General features: G+C 71.6%; 14 protein-coding genes. 8 read left to right on the top strand and 6 right to left on the bottom strand.

What is annotated here, in order from left to right; translation table 11 throughout:
* Window positions 1-67: 67 nt before the first annotated feature.
* Entirely contained in the window at window positions 68-3,544 is a 3,477-nt protein-coding gene (locus ACFWCK_RS12410; protein ID WP_378806114.1) for a bifunctional proline dehydrogenase/L-glutamate gamma-semialdehyde dehydrogenase, read from the top strand.
* A 208-nt stretch (window positions 3,545-3,752) separates the two neighbouring features.
* Here the strand turns inward: ACFWCK_RS12410 and ACFWCK_RS12405 are convergent, their stop codons facing one another.
* Window positions 3,753-5,228, bottom strand: coding sequence for a carboxylesterase/lipase family protein (locus ACFWCK_RS12405; protein WP_378806113.1), 1,476 nt, complete (start codon window positions 5,226-5,228; stop codon window positions 3,753-3,755).
* 92 nt (window positions 5,229-5,320) lie between these two features.
* Complete coding sequence (locus ACFWCK_RS12400; RefSeq protein WP_233311214.1) at window positions 5,321-5,887, bottom strand: TetR/AcrR family transcriptional regulator; 567 nt, start codon at window positions 5,885-5,887, stop codon at window positions 5,321-5,323.
* Window positions 5,888-6,052: 165 nt separating this feature from the next.
* Between ACFWCK_RS12400 and ACFWCK_RS12395 the strand changes: the two genes are divergently transcribed.
* On the top strand, window positions 6,053-7,360 hold the full coding sequence (locus ACFWCK_RS12395; RefSeq protein ID WP_378806112.1) for an MFS transporter: 1,308 nt from the start codon (window positions 6,053-6,055) through the stop codon (window positions 7,358-7,360).
* 82 nt (window positions 7,361-7,442) lie between these two features.
* Window positions 7,443-8,966 (top strand): carboxylesterase/lipase family protein, encoded by a 1,524-nt coding sequence (locus ACFWCK_RS12390; protein WP_378806111.1) that lies wholly within the window; start codon window positions 7,443-7,445, stop codon window positions 8,964-8,966.
* A 93-nt stretch (window positions 8,967-9,059) separates the two neighbouring features.
* Here the strand turns inward: ACFWCK_RS12390 and ACFWCK_RS12385 are convergent, their stop codons facing one another.
* Window positions 9,060-9,662 (bottom strand): TetR/AcrR family transcriptional regulator, encoded by a 603-nt coding sequence (locus ACFWCK_RS12385; protein ID WP_378806109.1) that lies wholly within the window; start codon window positions 9,660-9,662, stop codon window positions 9,060-9,062.
* A gap of 125 nt (window positions 9,663-9,787) precedes the next feature.
* Here ACFWCK_RS12385 and ACFWCK_RS12380 point away from each other — a divergent pair, with 125 nt between their 5' ends.
* Window positions 9,788-12,055 carry a glycoside hydrolase family 3 C-terminal domain-containing protein gene (locus tag ACFWCK_RS12380; protein WP_378806108.1) on the top strand — a complete coding sequence of 756 codons (2,268 nt, stop codon included), beginning with the start codon at window positions 9,788-9,790 and terminating at the stop codon, window positions 12,053-12,055.
* Between the two features lie 210 nt (window positions 12,056-12,265).
* Here ACFWCK_RS12380 and galE read toward each other — a convergent pair whose 3' ends face one another.
* The 3 genes from galE to galT form a co-directional block, all read right to left on the bottom strand.
* The gene (galE, locus tag ACFWCK_RS12375) at window positions 12,266-13,243 is read right to left on the bottom strand and encodes a UDP-glucose 4-epimerase GalE (RefSeq protein WP_378806107.1); all 978 of its coding nucleotides are present in this window, start codon (window positions 13,241-13,243) and stop codon (window positions 12,266-12,268) included.
* Window positions 13,244-13,429: 186 nt separating this feature from the next.
* Window positions 13,430-14,653 (bottom strand): galactokinase, encoded by a 1,224-nt coding sequence (galK, locus tag ACFWCK_RS12370; RefSeq protein ID WP_378806106.1) that lies wholly within the window; start codon window positions 14,651-14,653, stop codon window positions 13,430-13,432.
* A gap of 142 nt (window positions 14,654-14,795) precedes the next feature.
* Window positions 14,796-16,115: a galactose-1-phosphate uridylyltransferase gene (gene galT / locus ACFWCK_RS12365; protein WP_378806104.1), complete on the bottom strand. Its 1,320-nt coding sequence runs from the start codon at window positions 16,113-16,115 to the stop codon at window positions 14,796-14,798.
* A 187-nt stretch (window positions 16,116-16,302) separates the two neighbouring features.
* Here galT and ACFWCK_RS12360 point away from each other — a divergent pair, with 187 nt between their 5' ends.
* From ACFWCK_RS12360 to ACFWCK_RS12345, 4 genes are all read left to right on the top strand, one after another.
* Window positions 16,303-17,259, top strand: a complete 957-nt coding sequence (locus ACFWCK_RS12360) for a LacI family DNA-binding transcriptional regulator (RefSeq protein WP_378806745.1) — start codon at window positions 16,303-16,305, stop codon at window positions 17,257-17,259.
* A gap of 194 nt (window positions 17,260-17,453) precedes the next feature.
* Window positions 17,454-18,581, top strand: coding sequence for a Gfo/Idh/MocA family protein (locus tag ACFWCK_RS12355; RefSeq protein WP_233311300.1), 1,128 nt, complete (start codon window positions 17,454-17,456; stop codon window positions 18,579-18,581).
* Between the two features lie 10 nt (window positions 18,582-18,591).
* Window positions 18,592-19,875, top strand: coding sequence for a dihydrodipicolinate synthase family protein (locus tag ACFWCK_RS12350; RefSeq protein ID WP_378806102.1), 1,284 nt, complete (start codon window positions 18,592-18,594; stop codon window positions 19,873-19,875).
* Window positions 19,872-20,738 (top strand): sugar phosphate isomerase/epimerase family protein, encoded by an 867-nt coding sequence (locus tag ACFWCK_RS12345; RefSeq protein ID WP_378806101.1) that lies wholly within the window; start codon window positions 19,872-19,874, stop codon window positions 20,736-20,738. The genes ACFWCK_RS12350 and ACFWCK_RS12345 overlap by 4 nt, the downstream gene beginning before the upstream one ends.
* Window positions 20,739-20,891 lie beyond the last annotated feature (153 nt).

The following is a 20,891-nucleotide window of genomic DNA, read 5'->3' as shown; positions in this document are numbered from 1 at the left end:
ATCCATGCTGGGAGCATCCCGCGCGCGTGCGCGTGATCCCGACCCGGCACCGAACCCACGAGGAACCATGACCGCCAACGAAAGCCCTGTCGGCACCGCAGCCGGCATCGACGATCTCTCCGCCCTCGCCGACGACGCCGTCGCCCTCGTCAAGAAGTGGCTCGTGGAGAGCCGCGAGGTCCCCGTCGACGCCGCGGGCCAGCGTCTCGCCGGCGTGCTGCGCGACCCCAACGGCCTCGACTTCACCGTGGGCTTCGTGGACGGCGTCGTGCGTCCGGAGGACCTCAAGGTCGCCGCCGCGAAGCTCAAGGAGCTCGTGCCGCTCACCCCGGGCTTCCTGCCCGCGCCGATGAAGGCCGCGATCGGGCTCGGCGGCGCGACCGCAGGCATGGTCCCCGGGATCGTCGTGCCCGCGGCGCGCACGGTGCTGCGCCAGATGGTGCGCCACCTCATCGTCGACGCCCGCGACGAGAAGCTCGGCAAGTCGATCGCGCACATCCGCGAGAGCCAGGGCGTGAAGCTCAACATCAACCTCCTCGGCGAGGCGATCCTCGGCCGCGAGGAGGCCGCGCGCCGCCTGGAGGGCACCCGCCGTCTGCTGGAGCGCGACGACGTCGACTACGTCTCGATCAAGGTCTCGTCGACCGTCGCCCCGCACAGCCCGTGGGCGTTCGACGCCGCCGTCGCCGACGCCGCTGAGGCGCTGCTGCCGCTGTACCGGATCGCGCTCAAGGGCATGCCCGACGGATCCGCGAAGTTCATCAACCTCGACATGGAGGAGTTCAAGGACCTCGACCTCACGATCGCGGTCTTCACGAACATCCTCGACCGCCCGGAGTTCCGCGGCCTCGAAGCCGGCATCGTGCTGCAGGCCTACCTGCCCGACGCGCTCGGCGCGATGATCCGCCTGCAGGAGTGGGCGGCGAAGCGCGTGGCCGATGGCGGCGCGCCGATCAAGGTGCGCGTCGTCAAGGGCGCGAACCTGCCCATGGAGACCGTCGATGCCGAGTCGCACGGCTGGCCGCTCGCCACCTGGTCGACCAAGCAACAGTCCGACGCCTCGTACAAGGCCGTGCTGGAGTACGCACTGCGTCCCGAGCACGTGGCCAACCTGCGGATCGGTGTCGCAGGCCACAACCTCTTCGACATCGCGATGGCCTGGCTGCTCGCCTCCAAGCGCGGAGTGACCGAGGGCATCGAGTTCGAGATGCTGCTCGGCATGGCCTCGGCTCAGGCGCAGGTCGTCAAGCGCACGGTCGGATCCCTGCTGCTCTACACCCCGGTCGTGCACCCCGACGAGTTCGACGTCGCGATCGCCTACCTCATCCGCCGCCTCGAGGAGGGGGCCTCGCAGGAGAACTTCATGTCGGCCGTCTTCGACCTGGACGCGGATCCGAAGCTGTTCGAGCGCGAGAAGGAGCGCTTCCTGGCCTCCGTGCGCGCCATGCCCACCGAGGTGCCGGGCACCAACCGCGTGCAGGACCGCACCGCGCCCGTCGCCGAGGGGCTCACGGACGGCTTCCTGAACGCCCCCGACACCGACCCCTCGCTCGCGGCGAACCGTGCCTGGGGCGACGCGATCCGTGCGCGCATGAAGGAGTCGACGCTCGGGAACGACACCGTCGCCGCGAACACGCTGAGCTCGGCCGCGCAGGTCGACGCCGCGATCTCGACCGCCGTCGCCGCGGGCGAGGCCTGGCGCGCGCTCGGCGCCGAGGGGCGTGCCGCGATCCTGCACAAGGCCGGAGACGTGCTCGAGGCGCGTCGCGCCGAGCTGCTGGAGGTCATGGGATCCGAGGCCGGCAAGGTCATCGAGCAGGGCGACCCCGAGGTCTCCGAGGCGATCGACTTCGCGCACTACTACGCGGAGAGCGCCAAGAAGCTCGCCGACGTCGACGGCGCGGTCATGCGGCCGGTCGGACTGACCGTGGTGACCCCGCCGTGGAACTTCCCCGTCGCGATCCCGGCCGGATCCACGCTCTCGGCGCTGGCGACCGGATCCCCGGTCATCATCAAGCCCGCCCGTCAGGCCCGTCGCTCCGGCGCGGTCATGGTCGAGGCGCTGTGGGAGGCCGGCGTGCCGCGCGAGGTGCTGCAGTACGTGCAGCTCGACGGGCGCGACCTCGGCACGAAGCTCGTGAGCGACCCGGCCGTGGGCCGCGTGATCCTCACCGGCGGCTACGAGACGGCCGAGCTGTTCCGCGGCTTCCGCCAGGACCTGCCGCTGCTCGCCGAGACCAGCGGCAAGAACGCGATCATCGTCACGCCGTCGGCCGACCTCGACCTCGCCGCGAAGGATGTCGCCTACGCCGCCTTCGGCCACGCCGGGCAGAAGTGCTCCGCGGCCTCGCTCGTGGTGCTCGTCGGATCCGCTGCGCGCTCCGAGCGCTTCCGTCGCCAGCTCGTCGACGCCGTGCGCGCCTACGACGTGGGCACGCCGGAGGACGGCTCGAACCGCATCGGCCCGCTCATCGGCCCGGCCGAGGGCAAGCTGCTCGGCGCCCTGACCACGCTGCACGCGGGTGAGAGCTGGCTGCTGCAGCCCGAGAAGCTCGACGATGCCGGCCAGCTCTGGCGCCCGGGCATCCGCGACGGCGTCCAGCGCGGAAGCGAGTTCCACCGCGTCGAGTACTTCGGTCCGGTGCTCGGCATCATGACCGCCGACTCCCTGGACGAGGCGATCGACGTCGTCAACGACATCGACTACGGCCTCACCTCGGGGCTGCACTCCCTCGACGAGGACGAGATCCAGACGTGGCTCGCCGCGATCCAGGCGGGCAACGTGTACGTCAACCGCGGCACCACGGGTGCGATCGTGCAGCGCCAGCCGTTCGGCGGCTGGAAGAAGGCCGCGGTCGGCGCCGGCTCCAAGGCGGGCGGCCCGAACTACCTCGTGGGCCTCTCGGAGTGGACCGACGCTCCCGTCACGTCGACGCGGGAGCTCGACGCGCTCGCGACCGGTGCCGTGGGTGCGCTCGCGGCTGCGGGCGATGCCGACGCGGACATCGCGTGGCTGCGCGGCGCGCTGGCCACCGACATCGACGCCTGGGCCGACGAGTTCGGCGTGGTGCGCGACGCCACCGGCCTCACCACCGAGCAGAACGCGCTGCGCTACCAGGCCGTGCCGGTCACGGTGCGCTTCGAGGGCGACCGCGTCGCCGAGCTGATCCGTGTGGTCGCCGCCGGCCGCCGGGCCCGCGCGCGGGTGACCGTCAGCACGCTCGCTCCGCTGCCGGGATCCGTGGCTACCTGGCTCGGCACGCAGGACGTGACCGTCGCGACCGAGGACGCCGCCGCATGGGCCGCGCACGCCCAGCGCCTGGCTGCGCGGGACGGCCGGGTGCGCCTCGTCGGCGCCGCCGCGGCTGCGACGGCGGCAGCGGTCGACGGCTCGCCGAGCCTCGCGCTGTACGCGAACCCCGTGGTCGCCGCCGGCCGCGTGGAGATCCTTACCTTCCTGCGCGAGCAGGCGGTCTCGGTCACCGCGCACCGCTTCGGCACGCCGCACCGCTACGAGATCCCGCTGCTGGACCCGATCGCCTGATCGGATCCGGATCCCGCCCGTCGTGCACGGCGCCGGGATCCACCCAGGGCCTCGCGCCCGCATCGACCCGAACCCGCCGTCCCGCTCCCATCGGACGGCGGGTTCGTCCTTCCGAGCGAACGCGGCAGAAGGCCGGCCACTCCGGGCGATGAGGGCCTGCGGCGTCCTCGCTCAACGGCCCCGGGGGAGGGGGCGAGGGCGTGCGCGGTCAGGCCAGCGGCAGGGCTCCGTCGTAGGCGGTCGCCGACAGTGCGGGCTCGGCGGGCCCGCCGCCGAAGACGCGCGAGAGGCCCGGATCCGTGCGCCACTGCGGCCAGCCCGGATCGCCCTCCTCGACGAACCGGGCCGCCACGGCGTGCATCTCCGTCGCGAGGTGCTGCGGCGGGGTGGGGCCGGCCAGGCGCTCCACGAAGGGATCCTCGAGCACGTCGAACCAGAACGGCACGTCGAGGCAGTGGCATGACCACCCTTTTGCGGGAGACACCCAGGCGAAGCGGTAGGCCCAGGTGGGGGCATCGCCGCGGGCCTGGGCGGCCCGCACCACGAGCGAGCGGAACACCCGGTCCGTCACGAACCGTCCGAGCAGCGCCGGGGTGCCGCGGCGGCGCTGCTCCCGGTTCGCGGCGAGGTAGGCGCGGCGCATGCTGCGATCGCGGGTGAGCAGCATCAGCGCGAACGACGCGGGCACGAACCGCAGCACGCCCGGTGCCTGGTCCATGGTCATGGTGAACTCGTCATCGGTGGCGCCGAGCAGGAGCGGCTTGTCGGCGCCGATCCCCGCCTGCAACGCCGCGACGGCGGGCCGCGGCACGACATCGCCGTCGACCACCGGACCCCAGGGCAGCCCCTCGGCGAGGGGAGCGAGCAGCGCCTTCAACCGTGTCGCGCCGAGCAGGGCGGCCTTCGGCTGGGCGCGCTGCAGGGTGCGCTCGGGCACCGTGCGGAAGCCGTCGGCGTCGGGTGCGCAGCCGAGCAGCACGCCCAGCGCCCGGGTGCGCCGCGACGCCAGATCCGGGTCGATGTCCGCGAGCGCGGGGGAGAAGGCCATCGCCGCGTGGAACAGGTGCTGGGCGCGCTCCAGGCCGAGCAGGGTCAGCACCGCACCGGCTCCAGCGGACTGCCCGGCGATCGTCACGCGCGACGGATCCCCGCCGAACGCGGCGATGTTGCGCTGCACCCACTCCAATGCCGCGATCCAGTCCAGAACCCCGCGATTCGCGGGAGCGCCCGGCATGAGGCCGAAGCCGTCGAAGCCCAGCCGGTAGGAGACGCTCACCGTCACCACGTCGTCCCGGTTGAAGGCGGCGCCGTCGTACCAGGGGCTGGCGGGGGAGCCGTCGACGTAGCCGCCGCCGTGGATCCAGACCATGACGGCCCGGGATCCCTCGACCGACGGCGTGAACACGTTCACGTTCAGCGTCGCGGCGCCGGGGATGCTCGGCTCGGGGATGAGCGTCTCGCCCTTGTCGCCGCGCTGCGCCGTCGGGCCGAACGTCGTCGCGTCGCGCACCTCCGTCCACGGCTCGGGCGGCTGCGGGGCGGAGAAGCGCCGTTCGCCCACGGGCGCGGCGGCGAACGGGATCCCGAGGAATGCCGCCGAGGCACCTGGCGTGCCGGGCTCGCCCCGCCAGAATCCCCGGACGGGGCCGGAGACGGTCTGGGCGAGAGGTGCGTCGGCGGTCACCCGATCAGGGTAACCGGCGGACCCCGACGGGGACGTTGAGCGAGCGCGGCCTCACCGCGTTCGCTCGACGACCGCGATCCGCGACCGGCGTGTCAGGGCTTCAGCAACGCGAAGAACTGCTCGACGTCGGCGGCCATGTCGATGGTCGGATCCAGCATCCACGCGTTCTGCAGCCCGTCCGCGAGCGCGTGACCGGCGCGGATGATCCATTCCGGATCCAGGTCGGCGCGGATGAGTCCGTTCTGCTGCGCGGCGATGAACTCCTCGCGTGCGGCGGCGTGCACGGCCGCGGTGCGGTCGAGGAAGAAGGCCCGCGCCGGGTGGTCGGGATCGGCGACCTCGGCCTGCAGCTGGGTGTACAGCTGGACCAGGCCCGGCACTTCGGCGTTGTGTCGGATGACGGCGAGGAACGTCTCGAAGAAGTCGCCGTCGGGCGGGCCGGCGAAGTCGTGCGCGTCCCGCGCACGGAGGATCTCGACGAACAGCTGCTCCTTGGTGCCGAAGTAGTGCAGCAGGCCGGCCGGGCTCAGCCCCACGGCGTCGGCGATCTCACGTACCGAGGCGTTGCGGTAGCCGAGCCTGCCGACGATCTCGAGCGCGGCCTCGAGGATCTCCTCGCGCTTGACGACGCCCTTGGCGTACGCGCCTCTCTTGGCCATGGGATCAGGATATCCGTCCGTCACGAAACATGAACGACGGTCGGTTTGTGACACCGAAACCCTTGCGGCGTTCAGGTTTCGGTGTCACAATACGAGTCGATCCAAATACCAAACAAGGTTCGGGATTTGGATCCGCACCCGATCCGCTCGATGAGGAGCCGTCCCATGACCATCACCCCTCCCGATCCCGCCGCCGAGATCGCCCCCACAGGGCTCATCCGGGCCACCGCTCCCACGGCGGGGGAGCCGGCTGCGAGTCCGCCGGCGACCAAGCGGCTGCTGCCCAGCCTGCTCATCGCCTCGATGACCCTGTTCGCGACCTACGGCGGGCTCATCGCGATCCTGCTGCCCACGCAGATCCTGCTGCTCGACGAGAAGAACAAGGTCGCCAACCTCGCCATCGTCACGACGACGTCGTTCATCTTCACCCTGTTCGCGCAGCCGATCGCGGGCGCCCTCAGCGACCGCACCCGCTCGCGCTTCGGCCGGCGCGTGCCGTGGATGGTGCTCGGTGCGCTGATCGGCGGCGTCCTGCTGCTGGGCATGGGCTCGCTGACCGACCTGATGTGGATCACGGTGTTCTGGGTGCTGATCCAGGTCGCGCTGAACTTCCTGCAGGCCCCGCTGACGACCATCACCGCCGACCGCTTCCCGCGTGCCAAGCGCGGAGGCGCGAGCGCCATGATCGGCCTCGGCACGCAGCTCGGCATGACGGTCGGCGTCATGCTCGCGGTCGGCCTCGGTGCACAGCTGGGGCTCGGCTACTCGGTCTTCGGCATCGCCGTGATCGTGGTCACGATCCTGTTCGCGTTGTTCAACAAGGACTGGTCCTCGAAGGACGCGGTCGTCGAACCGTTCCGCTGGAGCGCGTTCTTCAAGGGCTTCTGGATCAACCCGCGCCGGCACCCCGACTTCTTCTGGGCCTTCACCGGTCGCTTCCTGCTGATCCTGGGCTACTTCGTCGTCTCGGCGTATCAGCTGTACATCCTGACCGACTACATCAAGCTGCCGCTGCAGCAGGCTCAGGGCGCGGTGATGACCCTGACGCTCGTGGCCTTCGTCCCGACGTTGATCGCGATCGCGCTCTCCGGCTGGTGGAGCGACAAGGTGGGGCGCCGCAAGGTGTTCATCTACGTCGCCACCGTCGTGATGGCGGCCGGGCTCGCGTTCCCGCTGGTCATGCCGAACATGACCGGCATGATCATCATGAGCATCGTCAACGGCGTCGGCTTCGGTCTCTACATGTCGGTGGACGCGGCGCTCATGACCGAGGTGCTGCCGAACGAGGGCACCTCGGCGGGCAAGGACCTCGGCATCCTCAACGTCGCCACCAACATCCCGCAGGCGCTGAGCGCGCCGATCGCCGCGATCATCATCGGCTCCTTCGGCGGCTATCCGGTGCTGTTCGTCTTCGCGATCGTGTTCGCGGTCCTCGGTGCCGTCGCCATCGCGCCGATCAAGTCGGTCAGATAGCAGTCCGCCGCTCCCCGCGGCCGAATCGGATCCGGTGCGGCCGCGGGGAGCGGCAACCTTCTCCTCCACGAAAGGAACTCCGATGGAGAACACTCAGACCTCTTCCGTCGCGGCCGACGCCGTGCTCGCGCAGCCCGAGGTGCGGGTCGCAGCAGGCGTCGTCCGCGGTCGCTGGCGCCCCACCACGGGCGGCACGGGCAACCCGCAGTCCGCGGCGTTCCTCGGCATCCCGTTCGCCGAGGCGCCCGTGGGCGAGCTGCGGTTCGCGGCACCGGTGCCCAAGGCGCGGTGGGAGGGCGTGTTCGACGCCGCCGAGTTCGGTGCGACCGCGCAGCGCGGCGACCCGGGGGTGACCCTCATCCCCGAGCCCAGCGTCGAGGGCGACTCCACGCTCAACGTGAACGTGTACACGCCGGCGATCCCGGCCGACCCGGCGGCGGACGCCACGGGCATGCCCGTGCTCGTCTACATCCACGGCGGCGGCTACTTCGCCGGATCCCCGGCCAGCCCCTGGTACGACGGCCGCAACTTCAACCGCGACGGCGTCGTGACCGTGACGATCTCGTACCGGCTCGGCTTCGACGGCTTCGGCTGGATCGAGGACGCCCCGTCGAACCGCGGAGTGCGCGACTGGCTGCTCGCCCTGGAATGGGTGCAGCGCAACATCGCCGCGTTCGGCGGCGACCCCGCCCGGGTCACGATCGCCGGACAGTCCGCCGGCGGTGGCGCGGTGATGACCTTGCTCGGCATGGAGAAGGCCCAGCACCTGTTCCACGGCGTGTATGCGATCTCGGGCGCGCTCGCCGATGTGTCGGCCGCGCGCTCGGAGGAGTTCGGGCGCCGTCTGGCCGCCGAGCTCGGCGTCGCCCCGACCCGGGAGGGCCTCGGCGCGCTGAGCGAGGAGCGGATCCTCGAGGCGCAGAAGAAGCTCACCGCCTTCGACGGCGGTGACATGAGCGACATCGTCGAGAACGGGCTGCCGCTCGGGCCGTCCGTCGACGGCGACCTCATCCTGCGCCCCACTCCCGACTCCTTCCGCGCGGGCGTCGGATCCGACAAGCCGCTCGTACTCGGCGCCACCGACGACGAGTTCACGATGGCGATGGGTGACGCGGCGAAGATGCTGCGCTGGGTGCCCACGGGCATGCTGCTCGGGAAGCTGGGCGTCGCGAAGCCGGCGCGCAAGGCCTACCTGGCCGCGAACGCCGACGTGCAGGCGTTGGGCAAGGCGCGCCTGGCCGGACGCGTGCTGACCGACAAGATGTTCCGTCGCGCGATCCTTCGCATCGTCGCCGATCGGGGCGCAGCCCCCACCTGGGTGTACCGGTTCTCCTGGCCGTCCGGCACGTTCGGGTTCGCCGAGCACTGCCTCGACGTGCCGTTCTTCTTCGACTGCCTGGACGGTCCCGCCATGGTGCCGCTGGCCGGCCCGAATCCGCCGCAGGCTCTTGCCGACGAGGTGCACGGGGCCGCGGTCGCCTTCATCGCGGGCGGCGACCCCGGGTGGACGCGTTACGACCGCGACGGCGTCGCGCGGGTGTTCGACACGCCCTCGCGAGACGTGCGCGACGCGTACGCCTCGGTGCGCCCGCTGCTGGAGGCGTGACAGGATCCCGGTCGGCGACGGTGCGGTCCGGTGGCGGACCTGGCGGTGGGATCACCGGAGCGATTCCGCCGTCGCCGACCGGGTGCAGGTTCGTCAGGGGGTCTCCGCCGGCGCCCGCATGAGGTCGAACAGCGTCTCGATGAGGGTGGTCATGTCGAGCTCCGGTTCGACGAGCAGCTGCATCTGGGCGCCGTCCGACACGGCCTGCAGGAGGCGCGCGGCCAGCACCGGATCGACATCGCCGCGGATCCGGCCCTCGGCCTGAGCGTCGGCGATCGTGCCCGCCCACCGGTCGCGCAGACCCGCGCCGCGCTCGGCGAAGAAGACGCGCGAGGGATGCTCGGGGTTCGCGGCGTCGGCCGCGAGCCGGGTGAACAGCTCGACGAGCCCCGGGACGCGGGCGTTGTGGCGCACGATCTCGAGGTAGCCGTCGCGCATCTCGTCGAGGTCGACGGCCTCCACGGCCCCGGCATGGCCGGCCATGTCGACCTCGTCGCGCGTGCGCAGGATCTCGACGAACAGCTCGTCCTTGCTGTCGAAGTAGTGCAGGAGCCCTGCCTGGCTGAGGCCGACCGCCTCGGCGAGCTCCTTCACGGAGGCCCCGTGATAGCCCTCGCGGGCGACCACGGCGAGGGCTGCGTGCAGGATCTCCTCGCGCTTCGCAATGCCCTTCGCGTACGAACCTCGTCGTGCCATGTCCCGAGACTATCCCGGGATCCGGATCCGCGGCATCAAAAACCGAGTAATGCTTGCTTTTTATCTCGGAACCTGATCGACTGGCCCTGCCCGTCACCCGAGAGTCGTCCACGAAGGAGTCGACAATGACATCGCCCCGCGATCACCTGCCCCAGCTCAGCACCGAGGAGAAGGCGTCGCTGACCAGCGGCAAGGACTTCTGGACGCTCAAGCCCATCGACCGGATCGGCGTGCCGTCGATCATGGTCACGGACGGCCCGCACGGACTGCGCAAGCAGGCGGCGGAGAGCGATCACCTCGGTCTCAGCGAGAGCATCCCCGCGACCTGCTTCCCGCCCGCCTCGGGCCTCGGATCCACCTTCGACCCCGGCCTCGCCGAGCGCGTCGGCGTCGCGCTGGGCGTCGAGTCGGCGATCGAGGACGTGGCCGTGATCCTCGGCCCCGGCATCAACATCAAGCGCTCCCCGCTGTGCGGACGCAACTTCGAGTACGTCTCTGAGGACCCGATCGTCTCCGGCGTGATGGGCGCGGGGCTCGTGAAGGGCATCCAGTCACAGGGGGTCGGCAGCTCGCTCAAGCACTTCGCGGCGAACAACCAGGAGTTCGAGCGGATGACCGCCTCGAGCGATGTGGATCCGCGACCCCTGCGCGAGATCTACCTGCGCGGCTTCGAGCGCGTCGTCAAGGACGCGCAACCGTGGACCGTGATGTGCTCGTACAACAAGATCAACGGCGTCTACGCCTCGCAGGATCCCTGGCTGCTCACGCAGGTGCTGCGCGACGAGTGGGGCTTCGAGGGTCTCGTCGTCTCCGACTGGGGTGCGGTGAACGACCGCGTCGCCGCACTCGTCGCCGGCCTGGACCTGGAGATGCCCGGCAGTGACGGCGCCCCGGACCGCGCCGTGGCCACCGCAGCCGCTTCCGACCCGGCGGTGGCGTCGGCGCTGGACGCCTCCGCGGGACGCGTGCTCGACCTCGTCGGCCGCGCCCAGGCCCGTCCGGCCGTCGCCGGGCCGCTCGACGTCGACGCGCACCACGCGCTGGCCCGCGAGGTCGCAGGTCGTTCGATCGTGCTGCTGCGCAACGAGGCCGTCGACGGCGCCCCGCTGCTGCCGCTCGCCGAGGACGCCTCGATCGCGCTGATCGGCGAGTTCGCCCGCACCCCGCGCTTCCAGGGCGGGGGATCGTCGCACATCAACCCGACCCGCGTGGACTCCGCTCTCGATGCGCTCACCACCGCGGCCGGCGATCGGGTCGCCTTCGCACCCGGCTTCGCCTTCGACGCCGCAACGGACGGGCAGGACGCCCTGCGCGCCGAGGCCGTCGCGCTCGCCGCCTCCCGCGACGTCGCCGTGGTGTTCCTCGGCCTCACCGACGCCGAGGAGTCGGAGGGCTTCGACCGCGACCACATCGACCTCGCCGCGCACCAGCTCGCGCTGCTCGACGCGGTCATCGCCGCCAACCCGCGCACGGTCGTCGTGCTGTCGAACGGATCCGTCGTGGCACTGCCCTTCGCCGACCGCGTGCCGGCGATCGTCGAGGCGTGGTTGCTGGGTCAGGCGGGCGGATCCGCGACCGTCGACGTGCTGCTCGGCGCGGTGAACCCCTCGGGCCGCCTGGCCGAGACGATCCCGCACCGCCTCGAGGACACCCCGGCGTTCGGCAACTTCCCCGGCTCGAACGGGCACGTCCGCTACGGCGAGGGCATCTTCGTGGGCTACCGCTGGTACGACGCCCGCGACATCGCGGTGACCTACCCGTTCGGCCACGGCCTGTCGTACACGTCGTTCGCGTACGGCGAGGTCGCGGCCGAGGTCACGGCCTCGGGCGACATCGCGGTGACGGTTCCCGTCACGAACACCGGATCCCGCGACGGCCGAGAGGTCGTGCAGGTCTACGTGGCCCCGGTCGCCTCCGCCGTGGAGCGCGCCCCTCGCGAGCTCAAGGCGTTCGCGTCGGTCGAGGTCGCCGCGGGCGCCACGACCGACGTCGTGCTGACCGTGCGCCGCGAGGACCTCGCGTACTGGGACATCCGGGTCGATCGCTTCGTCGTCGAGGGCGGCGCGTACCGCGTCGAGGCCGGGGCTTCCAGCCGCGACCTGCGCGGCTCCACCGTCGTCGACGTGGCCGGCGACGCGGTCATGGTTCCGCTCACGCCTGAGTCCACGCTGGCCGCGGTGTTCGCGCACCCGGTCGCGGGTCCGATGGTCGCGGGCGCGTTCGCCGCTCTCCAGGAGCAGTTCGGCGGCGAGGGCGACGGCATCATGTCGGGCGAGGCCATGGCGAAGATGATGGGCTCGTTCCCGCTCGGGCGCCTCCCCGCGTTCGGCTGGGGCCTCGACCGCGAGGGCGTCGATCAGCTCATCGCCGCCGCGAACGCACCCCAGGCGTAGTCCGGCGCTCGGTCAACGGAACGCGGTCTCCCGTCGGGGAGGCCGCGTTCCGCGTTGCGGGCGGTGGGTCAGCTGAGCGCCTCCCGGGGTCGTTGAGCGAGGACGCCGCAGGCGACCGAGACGAAACGCGGTGCTCTCGCAAGGGCACCGCGTTTCGTCTCGCGCCTCGCTGCGCTCGGGGCTCGCTCAACGACCCGGGGCATGGGCGGATCAGTCGGCGTTGCGGCGGGCCTCCCAGCCGGAGCGCACCATCTCGTCGACCGAGTGGCGCATCCGCCAGTCCAGGTCGCGCGCGGCGAGCTCGCCGGTGGCGACGATGCGGTCGGGATCGCCCGGGCGGCGCGGACCGATCTCCGGAGTGAAGGCGATGCCGGTCACGCGCGCCATCGCGTCCATGATCTGACGCACCGAGAGGCCATCGCCGGATCCGAGGTTGTAGGCGGCTTCGACGGCCTCGCCGGCGATCATGCGCTGCGCGGCGGCCACGTGAGCGAGCGCGATGTCGCCGACGTGCACGTAGTCGCGCACGTTCGTGCCGTCCTCCGTGGCGTAGTCGTCGCCGTTGATGCGCGGGGTCTCACCCGCGAGCAGCTTCTCGAAGACGATCGGGAACAGGTTGTGCGGGCTCACGTCGTAGACGGACGGATCCGCGGATCCGACGACGTTGAAGTAGCGCAGCGAGGTGTGCACGAGGGGCGTCTCGGATCCGGCGGTCGCGACGGCCTGATCGCGCAGCAGCCACTCGCCGATGAGCTTCGACTCACCGTAGGGGCTGGCCGGCCGCTTCTCGGTCTCCTCCACGACGAGCGGCACGTCGGGCGTGCCGAACACCGCGGCGCTCGAGGAGAACACGATGTTCGCGACGCCGGCCGCAGCCATCGCCTCGAGAATGACGCGGGTGCCCTCGACGTTCTGCGCGTAGGTGTGCAGCGGGCGCTGCACCGAGACCCCGGCGTACTTGAAGCCGGCGACGTGGATCACGCCCTGCACGCCGTGCTCGCGGAGTGTGCGCTCGACCAGCTCCCGGTCGAGGATGCTGCCCTGCACGAAGGCGACGCCCTCGGGCACGAACGAGGCGACCCCGCTGGAGAGGTCGTCCAGCACGACGGGGGTGAGCCCGGCCTCTGCGAGCGCGCGCACCACGTGCGATCCGATGTAGCCGGCGCCGCCGGTGACAAGCCAGGACATGGGTCTCCTTCCGTCGCGCGATTGCGCGGGTCTCATTCTGGCAGGGGGCTTGCTGGGCGATCACCGGGCCGGATCCGGGCCGGATCCGGCTCCGGGATGGATCCGGATCCGGTTTCGAAGCGCGCACATTGCTGCATTCCGATGCCGGATGCAGCCAAGTGCGCGCTTCGAAACCGAGACCTGCGATCAGACGTCGCGGTGCGGGCCGGCCGAGGGGACGACCGTGAACAGGTGCGGCTCGGCGAAACCGGCCTCGGCGAACGCCACGCGTACGGCCTCGGCGACGGCCGGCACCCGGTCGTGGTCGACGAGCGCGATCGCAGCGCCGCCGAACCCGCCGCCGGTCATGCGTGCGCCGATCGCGCCGTGCGCGAGGGCGGTGTCGACGGCGGTGTCGAGTTCGGGGATCGAGATCTCGAAGTCGTCCCGCATCGACACGTGCGAGGCGACGAGGAGAGCGCCGATCGCGCGCGGTCCGTGCGCAGCGAGGGCGGCGACCGTGTCGAGCACGCGCTGGTCCTCGGTCACGACGTGGCGGACCCGGCGGAAGTCGACCTCGTCGAGCAGTTCGGCGGCGCGCGGCAGATCAGCCACGGCGACGTCGCGCAGTGCTGCCACGCCGAGGGCGGCGGCTCCGCGTTCGCAGGACTCGCGACGCTCGCGGTAGCCCCCCGTGGAGTGGGCGTGCTTCACGCCGGTGTCGATCACGAGCACCTCGAGCCCGGCCTCCGCGAATCCGAGCGGGATCGCGCGAGTGTCCAGCGTGCGGCAGTCCAGGAACACCGCGGCGTCCGCCTGCCCGAGCGTCGACGCCATCTGGTCCATGATCCCGGTCGGGGCGCCGACGGCCTCGTTCTCGGCGCGGCGGCCGGCCTGCGCGAGCGCGACCGGATCCAGCCCCAGGCCCCAGAGCTCGTTCAGGGCGGCGCCCGTGGCGCCCTCGATCGCGGCGGACGACGAGAGCCCCGCCCCGACCGGCACGTCGGAGGCGATCGCGATGTCGACGCCGGCGAAGGTGCCGGCGGCCCAGGCGGGAACCAGAGCGCGCAGCGCCCACGCGACGCCGAGGGGGTACGCCGCCCACTCCGCGACACGGGGGGCGCCGTCGGACGGGAAGAGCGTCTCGAGGTCGTCGAGCGCGACCTCGACCGGTTCCGCGGCGAAGGTGGAGGCGACGCGGATCCGGCCGTCCGTGCGCAGGCGCGCGGCAGCAGCCGTGCGGTGCTGGATCGCGAAAGGCAGCACGAACCCGTCGTTGTAGTCGGTGTGCTCGCCGATGAGGTTCGCGCGTCCCGGCGCCGACCACACACCGACCGGGTCGGATCCGGTCAGGCTGCGGAACAGCTCCGTCGCGGCACCGACCGCGCGGGACGCGGTGGTGGCGGGGTCGGCGGTGCGGGCAAAGGTCATCGGGTCTCCTCGGGAGGGGTGTTCCGCCGACGGCGTCCCACTTCTGGTGGGGTCATGTCCCACTTCCGGCGGCGAAAGCGCTGAATCGGGAGCGGGAAACGGGACATGGTCGGCGAGAGGGGGCAGGCGGCGGGGCGCCGGGTCAGGTGGTCGGAGCGGGCACGGATGCGATCGCGTCGCGCAGACGCGCGGCGGCATCCTCGGGCAGGATCTCGGCGGTCCATGCGGACATCGCGGATTCGGATCCGGCCAGGAACTTCAGCTTGTCGGCGGCACGGCGCGGGCTGGTGAGCTCGAGCCGCATCCGGATCTCGTCGCGCCCGACCCGCACCGGTGCCTGGTGCCAGGCGGCGATGTACGGGGTGGGAGTGCCGTAGAGCGCATCCACGCCGCGCAGCAGGTGCAGGTAGAGGGGAGCGAGCTCATCGCGCTCGGCGTCGTCCAGCGCGGCGAAGTCGGGCACATGACGGTGCGGCATCAGCTGCACCTCGAGCGGCCAGCGTGCGGCGAACGGCACGAACGCGGTCCAGTGCTCGCCCTGCAGCACGATGCGCTCCGAACGCTGTTCGGCGTCCAGGACCCGGTCGAACAGGTCGGCGCCGGTGCGGGCGATGCTCTCGCGCAGTCGCTGCGTGCGCGGCGTGACATACGGGTAGGCGTAGATCTGGCCGTGCGGGTGGGGGAGGGTCACGCCGATCGCCTCGCCGCGGTTCTCGAACGGGAACACCTGCTCGATGCCGGGAAGGGCCGAGAGTGCCGCGGTGCGGTCGGCCCAAGCCTCGATCACGGTGCGCGCGCGGGTGACGGACTGGGTGCCGAAGGATCCGGCGTGCTCCGGGCTGAAGCACACGACCTCGCACCGGCCCACGCTGGTGCGGGTGCGCTCGAGCCCGATCGATTCGAGGTCGTCCAGGCCGCGCGGCGGGTCGACCGCCGCCGGCGCGGCGCCGACCGCCTCGGCGAGGGCGGGGCCGAACGACGGGGAGCGGTTCTCGAACACCGCGACGTCATAGCGCGACGGCACTTCGGAGGGGTTCGTCGGAGACTGGGGCGCGAGCGGATCCGCATCCGCGCTCGGCATCATCACCCGGGTCTGGCGCTTCGTCGCGAAGGTGATCCAGTCGCCGGTCAGCACGTCCTGGCGCATCGATGCGGTGTCGGGACGGGGATCCAGGGCGCGGGCATCGGCGCTCCGGTCGGGACCGAGCGCAGTGCCGGGGTCGTCGTAGTAGATGAGGTCGCGGCCGTCGGCGAGGCGCGTGGCGCGCTTGACCACGCCCGCGCCGAGCGTGGTGATCTCAAGAGTTGCGTCGGGCGCCTCGGCAGTTGCCGGCGTCGCGGCGCCGGTGCCGTCGGCCTGAGCGGCATCGTCGGTCTGAGCGGCGCCGGTGCTGCCCGGGAGCGCGGCGGGGCCGTCGGCCGGCGCGCCCGTGCCGTACTCAGGATCGATTTCCATGTTCACGTAAACACGATAGGGCACACGGCGTGATAGCGTCAACATTCCTGAGATCGGTACGCGCGGGGACCGGCAGGGGAGAGGCGAGGCGATGCCGAAGCACGACGACGAGCTCGAGGAGCTCCGCCGGATCGCCGACGGCGCTGCGGCGGGTGGCGCCCGCCGGGGGCCGCGGTCCACCGGGCGCGTCTCCATGGCGATGGTCGCCGCGCGCGCCGGGGTGTCCGGACAGACGGTCTCGCGCGTCGTGAACGACAGCCCGCGGGTGGATCCGGCCACGCGCGAGCGTGTCGAGGCCGCCATGGCCGAGCTCGGCTACCGTCCGCACCGCGCCGCGCGAGCGCTGCGCACGGGGCGGTCCGAGACCCTGGGCGTCGTCGCGCAGACCCTCGCCACGGTCGGCAACTCCGCGCTCCTGCAGGCCGTCTCCGAGGCTGCGGAGGCGCGCGGTTACGCGCTCGCCGTGGTCACCCTCGGCGTCGAGGGGCGGATCGGCGAGGCCTTCGACCGGCTGCACGACCAGGGCGTCGACGGGGCGGTCGTGCTGAACGAGGCGTCCGTGCTGGCGCGTGACGCGGATCCGGCCGGGCTCGCGCTCGTCGTCGTCGACTCCCCCGCGGATCCGCGGTTCACCGTCATCGGGACCGACCACGCGGCGGGAGCCCGCGCGGCGACCGCGCACCTCCTGGACCGGGGCGCCGCGACCGTGCACCACCTCGCGGGGCCCGAGGGCTCGTTCGCTGCGGCGGAGCGCGAGCGCGGCTGGCGAGAGGAGCTCGCCGCGCGCGGGCTCCCGGTCCCGGATCCGGTGCGGGGTGACTGGAGTGCACGCTCGGGCCACGACCGCGGAAGCGTGCTCGCAGCTGATGCCTCGGTCGACGCCGTCTTCGCCGCCAATGACCAGATGGCCCTCGGCCTGCTGCGGGCTCTCGCCGACGCGGGGCGTCGCGTTCCGGACGAGGTGGCTGTGCTCGGCTTCGACGACATCGCCGACGCCGCCGAGTTCCGACCTCCGCTCAGTACGATCCGGCAGGACTTCGCCGCGCTCGGCGAGCTGGCCGTGCGGCTCGTCGTCGACCGGGTCGAGGGGCGGGACGTCGCGGATCCGCCGCTGCTGAAGCCGTTGCTGATCGTGCGCGCGAGCGCCTGACTCCGAGGTCCCCGGGGGCGGATCCGCGACCCCGGTGACGCGCGTGCGCCACTTGCGGAAAGCGCGTTCCCATGTCAGGATGATGCGAACTGGAAAGCGCTTACCGGGTCGGGATCCACGACACGACCCGCAGGTGGGCACGAGACGAAGGAAACACCGTGGCTGAGACGACCACTCGCGAGATCGGCATCATCATGAACGGCGTCTCCGGGCGCATGGGCTACCGCCAGCACCTGGTGCGCTCGATCCTGGCGATCCGCGACCAGGGCGGCATCGAGCTGCCCGACGGCAGCCGCGTCACCGTGAAGCCGATCCTCGTCGGTCGCAGCGAGCAGAAGCTCGCCGAGCTCGCCGCGAAGCATGGCATCGCCGATTACACCACCGACCTGGACGCCGCGCTCGCGGATCCGCAGTGGGAGATCTACGCCGACTTCCTCGTCACCAAGGCGCGCGCGACCGCGATCCGCAAGGCCATCGCCGCGGGCAAGGCGATCTACACCGAGAAGCCCACCGCCGAGTCGGTCGAGGAGGCCCTCGAGCTCGCTCGTCTGGCGCAGGCGGCCGGGGTCAAGACCGGCGTCGTGCACGACAAGCTCTATCTGCCGGGTCTGCAGAAGCTCAAGCGGCTGATCGACTCCGGCTTCTTCGGGCGGATCCTGTCGGTGCGCGGCGAGTTCGGCTACTGGGTGTTCGAGGGCGACTGGCAGCCGGCCCAGCGCCCGAGCTGGAACTACCGCACCGAGGACGGCGGCGGCATCATCAGCGACATGTTCCCGCACTGGAACTACGTCCTGGAGAACCTTTTCGGTGAGGTCGAGAGCGTCTACGCCCAGGCCGCCGTGCACATCGCCGACCGCTGGGACGAGAACGGCGAGCACTACACCGCGACCGCCGAGGACGCGGCCTACGGCATCTTCGAGCTCTCCGGCGGGATCGTCGCCGAGATCAACTCCAGCTGGACCGTGCGGGTGAACCGCGACGAGCTCGTCGAGTTCCAGGTCGACGGAACCCACGGATCCGCCGTCGTCGGCCTGTTCGGCGCAAAGATCCAGCACCGCAACGCCACCCCGAAGCCGGTGTGGAACCCCGACCTGGCCGACGCGCACGACTACGACGCCGACTGGGCCGACGTGCCCGTGAACGACGTGTTCCTGAACGGCTTCCGTCAGCAGTGGGAGGAGTACCTGGAGTCCTATGTGCTCGGCACCGACTACGCCTTCGACCTGCTCGCCGGGGCTCGCGGCGTGCAGCTCGCCGAGGCCGGCCTGCAGTCCTCCGCCGAGGGGCGCAAGATCGCGCTGCCCGCGCTGAGCCTGGACTGAGGCGGATCCGATGACGACCATCCGCCTCCTCGTGGCCGACGGTGCGAGGACCGACGCCGCACTGAACGACTCCGGCGCCTACACGCGTCCGACCGTGCCGCTGCAGAGCCGCGTCGCCTACGCCGCCGCGCATGTGGTGCCCAAGGTGCACGCCGACAACACGCCGGGCCAGCCCGCCGACATCGACTGGGACGCCACGCTCGCATTCCGCCGCAACGTGTACTCCTGGGGCCTCGGCGTCGCCGACGCCATGGACACCGCGCAGCGCAACATGGGGCTCGACGCGGCGGCCACGCGCGAGCTGATCGCGCGCAGCGCCGAGGTCGCGCGCGAGGAGGGCGGATCCGTCGTCGTCGGCGTCAACACCGACCATGTCGACGAGGAACGGATCTCGTTGCAGCGAGTGATCGACGCCTACGTCGAGCAGCTGCACTTCACCGAGGAGCAGGGTGCCGGCCCCGTGCTCATGGCCTCGCGCCACCTCGCCCGCGTCGCGGAGTCGCGCACGGACTACCTGCGTGTGTACGCCGCCGTGCTGCAGCAGGCGACCGCCCCGGTCGTGCTGCACTGGCTCGGCACAGTGTTCGACCCGCAGCTGGAGGGCTACTTCGGATCCTCCGACTGGCGTGAGGCCTCTGCCACGCTGCTGCGCATCATCGCCGAGAACCCGGGCAAGGTCGCCGGTGTGAAGATGAGCCTGCTGAACGCCGAGTCCGAGATCGCGGTGCGTGCGCAGCTCCCGGAGGGCGTGCGCATGTTCACCGGCGACGACTTCAACTACGTCGGCCTGATCGGCGGTGACTCGTCGGGGTCGTCGAGCGAGGACGCGCGCAGCGGGTCTCTCTCGGGGGCGTTGAGCGAGGACGCGCACAGCGCGACCGAGACGAAACGCGGCGCCCTCGCGGAGAACAACCGCAGCCACTCCGACGCCCTGCTCGGCGCGTTCGCCGCGATCACCCCAGTCGCCTCGGCGGCCATCCAGGCACTCGACGCGGGGGATCCTGCGAGGTACCTCGAGATCCTCGGGCCCACCGAGGAGCTCAGCCGCCAGGTCTTCGCCGCGCCCACGTTCTACTACAAGACCGGCGTCGCGTTCCTGGCCTGGCTGAACGGCCACCAGCCGGCGTTCCAGATGGTGGGCGGTCTGCACTCCGCGCGCAGCCTGCCGCACCTCAGCCGCATCGTCGAGCTCGCGAACGCATCGCTCGCGCTCGAGGATCCGGAACTCGCCCGTGAGCGCTGGCACGGCATGCTCGCGCTGAACGGCATCGACCTGGGGAGAGTGACCGCATGACCATCGTTGACCCGCGCCTGTCGATCAACCAGGCCACGATCAAGTACGCCGACCTGGCCACGGCGCTGCAGGTCACGGCCGAGGCGGGCGTGCAGGGCATCGGACTGTGGCGCGAGCCCGTGAACGAGGTCGGTCTCGACGTGGCGGCGCGGATGCTCGCCGACTCCGGGCTGCGCTTCACCACGCATTGCCGCGGCGGGTTCTTCACTCTCCCCGCGGGGCCGGAGCGCGTCGCCGCGCTCGACGACAACCGCCGTGCGATCGAGGAGACCGCGACCCTCGCCGCTGCCGGGGCCGCCGGTTCCACGGCGGTGCTGGTGCTCGTCGCCGGCGGACTGCCCGAGGGATCGCGCGACCTCGCGGGTGCTCGCGAGCGGGTGCGCGACGCGATCGGCGAGCTCTCCGCCGATGCCGCCACCGCCGGCGTCACGCTCGCGATCGAGCCCCTGCACCCCATGTTCGGATCCGACCGGTGCGTGGTCTCCACGCTCGGGCAGGCACTCGACATCGCGGCGGACTTCGACCCGGCCGTGGTCGGGGCGGCGGTCGACACGTTCCACATCTGGTGGGATCCGCAGGTGCTCGAGCAGATCGCCCGCGCCGGCCGTGAGGGCCGCATCGCGACGTACCAGGTGTGCGACTGGAAGACGCCGCTGCCCGCCGACGTGCTGCTCAGCCGGCACTACCCGGGCGACGGCATCATCGACTTCGGATCCCTGACGCAGGCGGTCGTCGCGACCGGGTACGACCGCGACATCGAGGTGGAGATCTTCAACGCCGACATCTGGGCCCAGGACCCGGCCGATGTCGTCCGCCGCACGGCGGAATCGTTCGGCGCGGCGGTCTCCCCGCACCTGCGGTAGCCGCTCGTCGTATCCCGCGAGACCGAACCTGCGTCACGAGACCGACGTTCTTATCGTGGGTTTCGGGACGGAGGTTCGGTCTCAAGGGAGAACGCGGTGCGACGTGCCGAGGTCCGGCGAGACCGAGCGCCCGGAGACCGAGCGCCACCGGAA

This window comes from Microbacterium sp. NPDC060117, from assembly GCF_042729315.1.
Classification (GTDB): Bacteria; Actinomycetota; Actinomycetes; order Actinomycetales; family Microbacteriaceae; genus Microbacterium.
This window is presented reverse-complemented; position numbering and strand designations above follow the sequence as displayed.